The organism is Flavobacterium sp., from assembly GCF_043756175.1.
Classification (GTDB): Bacteria; Bacteroidota; Bacteroidia; order Flavobacteriales; family Flavobacteriaceae; genus Flavobacterium.
Genome location: NZ_JAYURN010000080.1, coordinates 35,307 through 43,210, shown reverse-complemented (window position 1 = coordinate 43,210; position 7,904 = coordinate 35,307). Strand labels below are relative to the sequence as shown.

Here is a 7,904-nt window from a genome sequence, read left to right as displayed (position 1 = left end):
TTATACCAATATTTTTGTAAAAAAATAAAAATTGTTTGTTTTAGTTTGTTTGATGAAAAAATGCTATAGTTCCTCAACTAAAGCATTTTTTTGTGTTTAATATTCGTTGTTCAAAATTTAAAAAGGTGGAATATTGAATAACGAATGTTGAATGTTAAAGTTTTGCCTGTGTGAGGGATAGAAGCGGAAATCCTTCCGATTTTTCGGGAGATTGTAGCGATTGCCCGACCCGTCTCGTCTTTTGGGACGAGATGAGGGGCACGCCAAAATTAAAATATAGACTTATTAAATAACTTTTCCTTCAATAATAACTTTTTCGATTAGATTACTGGTAAACGAATAAGCCATTTCGTAATAAGTAGTTAGTGGCTTTGTGATTATAATATTGGCACTTTTTCCTTTTGTGATACTTCCGTGTGTTTGAGAAATTCCCATGGCATAAGCTCCATTTATTGTAGTGGCATTTATGGCTTCTTCCGGAGTCATTTTCATTTTTATACAAGCGGTGGCTACAACAAAATTCATATTTCCTGATGGAGTCGTCCCTGGATTGTAATCGGTGGCAAGGGCAAGCGGTAATCCTGCAGAAATAATTTTTCGTGCTGGTGTGTAAGGAATACTAATAAAATAGGAGCAACTAGGCAATGCAACTGGCATGGTTATACTTCCTTTTAGGTCTTCAATATCTTCGTCGGTTACAATTTCGAGATGATCTACAGAAAGGGCTTCATATTTGACACAAGCTTTAATTCCGCCTATGGCTGTAAACTGATTGACATGAATTTTAGAAATCAAACCATATTTTTTTCCTGCTTCCATGATTTTTTCTGTTTCTTGAACCGAAAAATAGCCGGTTTCTAAAAAAGTATCAATATAGTCGGCTAATTTTTCTTTTGCAATTTTAGGTAGCATTTCATTAATAATCAAATCTATATAAGCTGTATGATTTTCTTTGTATTCAGTTGGGAATGCGTGTGCTCCAAGAAAGGTTGCTTTTATTTTTATAGGATAATTTTCGGCTAATTTTTTGATTACTCGAAGCATTTTTAATTCACCATCAACTGTGAGTCCGTAACCAGATTTTATTTCGACAGCACCAGTTCCTTGTTGCATGATTTCCTCTAAACGAACTTTCGATTGGTTGTAAATGTCTTCCTCACTAGTTTCATTCAATTTTTTAGCAGAATTCAAGATTCCACCACCACGATTGGCAATTTCCTCATAACTCAAACCATTTATTCTGTCTACAAATTCCTGGATTCGATTGCCTGCGTAGACAATATGAGTATGGCTGTCGCACCAAGTTGGTAAAACAGTTTTGCCAGTTGCATCGATAGTTTGGTCAGTTTTAATATCAGGACAATTAGACATTGGACCAAAATCGGCAATAAGATTATCTTCTATTAATAAAAAAGCATTGTCAATTTTGGGTAAAATCGCCATTTCGTGACCAGAAACTTTATCGATAGGATTATCTCGAACTTGAAGTAACTCTTTTATATTGATGATTAATGTTTGCATAGAAAATTATTTTTGTAAAAATAATCTTTGATTTTTAAAAACGGCTATCTTTATATCAAATTATTATAGGGTGCGAAAAATAAAATATAAAAAAGGGAAAAAAGTTGTCCCTACATTTTTAGAATATACGGGTAGACACAAAGATATTACTACAGAAATGCAATTGTTTGTATATGACAATGAAAATCTGACAGAATGTGCAGACCATAAATGCAAAGATTTACTTTCTATAATAGATCTTAACAAAGTAAATTGGTTAAATATTCATGGGTTAAATGAAATTTCTGTCATAAAAGAAGTTGGAGATTTTCTGAAGGTCGATAACTTTATGTTGGGTGATATTTTAAATACCACAAAACGAACCAAACTAGACGAATATCATGATGTTTTATTTTTTAATGTTAAGTCATTATTGCCAATAGAAAACTCGGATAATATAAATGTAGAACAAACAAGTTTTTTACTTAGAAACGGAATTTTATCTTCTTTCCAAGAAAAAAAGAGTGACTTTTTTACTCATATTAGAGAAAGAATAAGAACCCATTCAGGAATTGTAAGAGAGAAAAAAGCAGATTATTTGCTGTATTTGTTGCTAGATGCTATTATGGAAAACTTTTATGTTACTATCGAAAATGAAGAAGATAGAGTAGAAGTATTAATTAATTTGTCTAAAACAAATACCAAGCCAGAAATTTTAGAACAAATAGAAAAACATCGAGATAATTTTAATTTTCTGAAACGTTCTATTATTCCTTTACGTGATTCCTTATATTCTATAAAAAGTATGAAAGACGACAATGTTTTTAATGCTATTGAAAAGGAAAACTATAGTTTTTTTGACCGTTTGCATCAAAAATGTTTAGAGCTTTTAGAGCAAATTGAATATGACATTACGACTTTAGATAGTGCTTCAAACTTCTATTTTTCGGCACAAAGCCATAAGATGAATGAGATTATGAAAACCCTAACAGTTGTTTCGGTTTTCTTTATGCCACTTACATTTATTGTTGGTGTTTACGGAATGAATTTTGATAATATGCCGGAATTGCACTGGAAATATGGTTATTTCTTAATTTTAGCTGCTATGCTTATTTTGCTTTTAGGAATGATTGTTTATTTTAAGAAGAAAAAATGGTACTAAATTATATAATAAAATTACTGTAAATGAAAACATTTGTAAGCGCGATTTCAAAAATAGAATTTCCAATTATCGATATGATAAAAGGGAGTATGATAAGAAAATCTATTTTAGATTTTATACAAGAAGAACACCCAAACTTTACTAAAAATGACGAAATAGCGATTAGCGAACTCAATTTGTTTAGAGAAAAATATATTTCTGGATTCCTGTTGAAAGAAGTTGACGAACTAAATTTATTAGAGAAAAAAGTTTTCGATGCCGTTGAAAGCGAAACAACATTAACCAATAAACTCGATTTAGAAACTAAAAAATATACTTTCGGGCAAAAACTTGCTGACGATGTGGCTAAGTTTGGCGGAAGCTGGACATTTATAATTTCGTTTATGATTTTCCTTATGATTTGGATTTTTGTAAACTTTTTTATTTTCTTCAACAAAGGATTCGACCCATATCCGTTTATTTTATTAAATCTAATCTTGTCTTGTATTGCTGCGTTGCAAGCACCGGTAATCATGATGAGTAATAACCGTCAGGAAGAAAAAGACCGCGAACGTGCAAAAAGTGATTATATGATTAACCTAAAATCTGAGCTTGAAATTAGAATGCTTCATGAGAAAATAGACCATCTCATCATGCACCAAGAGCAAGCACTTATCGAGATTCAGAAAGTGCAAATAGACATTATGAATGATATTTTGACTCGGATTGAGAAGTAAATTACAGCCACAAAGCATTTTCTAACTGAATTTATTTTTAACAAGTTTAGCATTATATTTTGGAAATAAATAATTACTCAAAGCTAACCGTTTTTGGGAGATTGGTGTAATAAAGGAGCTTATAGACAAGTTGGAAGAAATTGCAAAAAAAGAATACAACATAAAATAAAATGCTTATTTATAACAATAGAGGCGACGGAAAAACAAATCTTTAAAAAATAGATTAAAATCAAATAAAAAATTAATGTTGAAAAATCATTTTAGAATTAAATTAATAACCATTTAAACTATATAAACAATTAACAAATTACTATTATTAGCAATCACAACATTTACAATTATTTCGTGTTCTAAATCAGAAAGTACAAATGCCACTGTTGATCCAAATCAAACTCTTGTATTTAATGAGATTCAACAAAATTCAGATTTAATTGGAAATTAGTAGGCAAATATGAATATAATTCAACTTTTAATTCCGTTTCAATGGATGAATTAGAAAAAAGTAAATTTAATATAAATCAAAAACCCACTTTTGTGTCAATTGAATTCCAATTAGAAAGGTACATTTTTAATAATGGAATTGCAAACAGCCAAACTGGGACTAATTGTACAATTTCGGGAAGCCAAATTATACTTGGTGAAAAAGATGCAAATTTTTATTCAAAACATCCAGAATGGTTATTTAGACCATATATCACAGCTGATAAGCAATATTTTAAAACCATTGAAGTGATAAATATATATAAATTTCCGCCAATTCAAGGCTCAACAAATTACAGTCGAGTTCCAGAAAATCAAAGGGTAACATATATTTGGAAGAGAAATTAAAACTTTTTTTGTTAAAAAAACAGCAATAATATTTTATAAATAAACTTAACTACCAACAAATTATTAACAACAAGTTATAAATAAAGCCACATCTGCTAACAGCCGTTTTGCACAATGGCTTGGGCTTGGTTTTTTCTTGTGAAAAAACTCAGACAACCTTAATTTGGGCTTTGTGTCTGCAAAGTCCAGTCTTAAATTTCAAGCCTCTGTGCAAAGCGGCGAAACGTTAGCGAACATTGTACCAGACTCGAGGATTGAAAACTTAAAAACTAAACATTCATTAATATAAATAAAATCATTCACAATGAAACCATCAGTACAATACAATGACAAAATTGGACATGCGTCAGCAGACATTTCGGGAATTAACTATGATCAACTAGCGCAAAAGTGTAATCTTGGAGAGAGATATACAATAATCGGTATTTCTCTTTATGGAACTGATGAAATTAGCGTTTCGTTATTATGTAGAGATAATGAAGAAAGCACTGATCAAAAAGAAGTTTTAGTTGATATTTCTCCAAATCTTGAACTTACAGTTGGAGAAGTTCTAGAGCGTCTAAATGTAACTATTAACGTCACAAACAATGCAAAGTATGATAATCCAGATCTAGATACAGACAGAGAAGTAACAATTGAGGAAGACGAAAACGATGAAGAAGAGTAATTAAACAGCAACGATTCGCTAATAGCCGTTTGGCAAGATTGGGGTTTCAGGCTGAATTTAAAGTTGGTTTTGTACTTACAAAATTAGTGTTTAACCGAAAATTTCGGCTTCCTTAATCCGCCACTTCTGCAAGCTGCAAAACATTAAACATTAAAAGCCTGTAATTCTCATTACAGGCTTTTTTTATTCAAAATTTTGCTATTTGTAACTTTTAAGTTACCTTTGAAAAATGAAAGTACGTGAAGTAATAGCATATAAAAATTATTTTGAAGATTTTCTCAAAGAACAGCCGATAAAAGTTCAAGATAAAATTTATAAAATTATTGAAGCAATTGAAACTCTTGAAAGAGTTCCGACTAATTATTTAAAGCATTTAGAAGGGACAAATGGACTTTATGAAGCAAGAATACAGTTAGCTTCTAATATTTGGAGAGTTTTTTGCTTCTTTGATAATGGAAAACTTGTAATTCTACTTAACGGTTTTCAAAAGAAAACACAAAAAACGCCAAAAAACGAAATTGAGAAAGCATTACGTTTAATGGAAATGTATTTTAACGATAAAAAGAAAGAAAATGGAAACTAAAAGCTGGAAAGAAATTAAAGACAATGTTTATGGTGTTAAAGGAACTGAAAGACGTGATGAGCTTGAGAGAGATTTTGGAGGTTTTAAAATCGGTTTGCAATTAAAAAAAGCTCGCGAAGAAAAACATTTAACTCAAACAGAACTTGGTGAACTTGTAGACAAGAAGCGTGAATATATTTCAAGAATTGAAAATAATGGAAGTAACTTAACTTTAAAAACTCTTTACGACATTGTTGAAAAAGGGTTTGGTGGAAAAGTAAAAATTCAAATCGAAATATAATACAGCCAATAACAAAGAACTGTGCTAAAATAATATTTGAATATTCTGAAAAAAAACAGATTGATAGTATCATTTGATACTATCAAAGAATTCTATAAAATTAAATTTCAAGTTTATTTTTCATGTAAAAATTCACAACAAAAGCCTGTCTCGTTTTTTGGAACGAGACAGGCTTTTGTATAAATTGTAAATATTAATTATTTTAAGCTTCCAACCATTTCTTCTGGTTTTACCCAAGAATCAAAATCTTCGGCAGTTACATAACCCAAACGTACCGATTCTTCTTTTAATGTCGTTCCGTTTTTGTGTGCTGTTTGTGCAATTTCGGCCGCTTTGTAGTAACCAATTTTAGTATTAAGAGCAGTAACAAGCATTAATGAGTTGTTTACCAATTCTTCAATTCTTTTGTAGTTAGGTTCTATTCCTTGTGCACAATGCTCGTCGAACGACATACAAGCATCTCCTAACAATCTTGCCGATTGTAAGAAATTTGCCGCCATTAATGGTTTGAAAACATTCAACTCATAATGACCTTGCATTCCACCAACTGAAATGGCTACATCGTTACCCATTACTTGCGCGCAAACCATAGTTAACGCTTCGCATTGTGTTGGGTTTACTTTTCCTGGCATGATAGACGATCCTGGTTCGTTTTCTGGAATTAAGATTTCTCCAATTCCTGAACGTGGTCCTGAAGCTAACATACGAACGTCGTTTGCGATTTTATTTAATGAAACTGCTAGTTGTTTTAATGCTCCGTGAGTTTCTACAATAGCGTCATGTGCTGCTAATGCTTCAAATTTGTTGGGTGCAGTTACGAATGGGTGACCTGTAAATTTTGCAATATATTCGGCAACTTTTACATCATAACCTGCTGGTGTGTTTAGTCCTGTTCCTACTGCTGTTCCGCCAAGCGCTACTTCAGATAAGTGTGTTAATGTATTTTTTACAGCTTTGATTCCGTAATTCAATTGTGCTACGTAACCAGAAATTTCTTGACCTAATGTTAGTGGGGTCGCATCCATAAGGTGTGTACGACCTATTTTCACTACATTATTATAAGCTGTTGCTTTTGCTTGTAAAGTATCACGTAACTTTTCTACTCCTGGAATGGTAATTTCCACAACCGATTTATAAGCTGCAATGTGCATTCCTGTTGGGTAAGTATCGTTAGATGATTGTGATTTGTTTACATCATCATTGGCTTTGATAAATTGTTCGCCTTCGCCAATTTTGTGTCCTGCAAGAACTTGTGCTCTGTTTGCCACAACTTCATTTACGTTCATATTACTTTGTGTTCCCGAACCTGTTTGCCAGATTACAAGTGGAAACTCATCGTCTAATTTTCCTGCTAATATTTCGTCGCAAACCGCTGCAATAGCATCGCGTTTGTCTGTTGGTAAAGCGCCTAAATCGCAGTTTGCAAAAGCGGCTGCTTTTTTTAAGTAAGCAAAACCTTGTATAATTTCTTTTGGCATCGATGCCGATGGACCAATCTTAAAGTTGTTTCTTGAACGTTCTGTTTGAGCTCCCCAGTATTTGTTTGCTGGAACCTGTACTTCGCCCATTGTGTCTTTTTCTATTCTGTATTCCATTTTTTTGTTGATTTACTTCGTCAATTCGCTGACGCTCGGGTGTTTATTCGGTTAATCGTTGGTTTGTTTATTAGGTGCTATCTTGAATACCTAATTTATTTTTGACATATAATTATTTCACAAAGGTTCTCAAAGTAAATCACAAAGATTCACAAAGTTTTTTACTAAAATGTTTCATAAGTAGCCCTGATAGCAGTGAAAATCCTTTCTTTTTTTTCTTTAGAAAAAGAAAGATTGTAACGGATAGCGGGAAAAGCTCCTAAAAAGCTTGACAAAAATAATGATTCTTACTTGCTTAAAAAAATGTATTAAAATAAATTTCTAAATATTATTGGTAAAAAGAATAAATACATTTACATTTGTTGTGTATTAAAAAATTACGATTTATCATGGTTGAATTTCCACAGTATTTAGGTTTCATACTTTTCTTAACCGTTCTAACTATAGGTTTTTGGTTATTATTTTTCCTTGTAGGATTTGTTCAGTACTGGATTGGCGGTGCTTTATGGGAATTATATAAAGAGAAAAGAGCTAAGAAACAAGAAGAGTCTAAGTAATTAGGTTCTTAACAAA

The 7,904-nt window shown here is 31.8% G+C and carries 9 protein-coding genes; 7 read left to right on the top strand and 2 right to left on the bottom strand.

Annotation, left to right across the window (positions count from 1 at the left end):
* Window positions 1–285: 285 nt before the first annotated feature.
* Window positions 286–1,521, bottom strand: a complete 1,236-nt coding sequence (hutI, locus tag ACH2BP_RS06125; RefSeq protein ID WP_395058030.1) for an imidazolonepropionase — start codon at window positions 1,519–1,521, stop codon at window positions 286–288.
* Window positions 1,522–1,591: 70 nt separating this feature from the next.
* On the opposite strand from hutI, the gene corA reads away from it, so the two are divergent.
* The 6 genes from corA (at window position 1,592) to ACH2BP_RS06095 (ending at window position 5,736) form a co-directional block, all read left to right on the top strand.
* Complete coding sequence (gene corA, locus ACH2BP_RS06120) at window positions 1,592–2,662, top strand: magnesium/cobalt transporter CorA (RefSeq protein ID WP_395058028.1); 1,071 nt, start codon at window positions 1,592–1,594, stop codon at window positions 2,660–2,662.
* 23 nt (window positions 2,663–2,685) lie between these two features.
* The gene (locus tag ACH2BP_RS06115) at window positions 2,686–3,378 is read left to right on the top strand and encodes a DUF1003 domain-containing protein (RefSeq protein WP_395058026.1); all 693 of its coding nucleotides are present in this window, start codon (window positions 2,686–2,688) and stop codon (window positions 3,376–3,378) included.
* A gap of 483 nt (window positions 3,379–3,861) precedes the next feature.
* Window positions 3,862–4,206, top strand: a complete 345-nt coding sequence (locus tag ACH2BP_RS06110; protein WP_395058024.1) for a hypothetical protein — start codon at window positions 3,862–3,864, stop codon at window positions 4,204–4,206.
* Window positions 4,207–4,510: 304 nt separating this feature from the next.
* Complete coding sequence (locus tag ACH2BP_RS06105) at window positions 4,511–4,873, top strand: hypothetical protein (RefSeq protein ID WP_395058022.1); 363 nt, start codon at window positions 4,511–4,513, stop codon at window positions 4,871–4,873.
* A gap of 229 nt (window positions 4,874–5,102) precedes the next feature.
* Window positions 5,103–5,456 carry a type II toxin-antitoxin system RelE/ParE family toxin gene (locus ACH2BP_RS06100; protein ID WP_395058020.1) on the top strand — a complete coding sequence of 118 codons (354 nt, stop codon included), beginning with the start codon at window positions 5,103–5,105 and terminating at the stop codon, window positions 5,454–5,456.
* A complete protein-coding gene (locus tag ACH2BP_RS06095; RefSeq protein ID WP_395058018.1) occupies window positions 5,446–5,736 on the top strand; it encodes a helix-turn-helix domain-containing protein in 291 nt (96 codons plus the stop codon). Before ACH2BP_RS06100 ends, ACH2BP_RS06095 begins: the two co-directional genes overlap by 11 nt.
* A 197-nt stretch (window positions 5,737–5,933) precedes the next feature.
* Here ACH2BP_RS06095 and fumC read toward each other — a convergent pair whose 3' ends face one another.
* The gene (fumC, locus tag ACH2BP_RS06090; RefSeq protein ID WP_395058016.1) at window positions 5,934–7,331 is read right to left on the bottom strand and encodes a class II fumarate hydratase; all 1,398 of its coding nucleotides are present in this window, start codon (window positions 7,329–7,331) and stop codon (window positions 5,934–5,936) included.
* 389 nt (window positions 7,332–7,720) lie between these two features.
* Here fumC and ACH2BP_RS06085 point away from each other — a divergent pair, with 389 nt between their 5' ends.
* On the top strand, window positions 7,721–7,888 hold the full coding sequence (locus ACH2BP_RS06085; RefSeq protein ID WP_091477288.1) for a hypothetical protein: 168 nt from the start codon (window positions 7,721–7,723) through the stop codon (window positions 7,886–7,888).
* Window positions 7,889–7,904 lie beyond the last annotated feature (16 nt).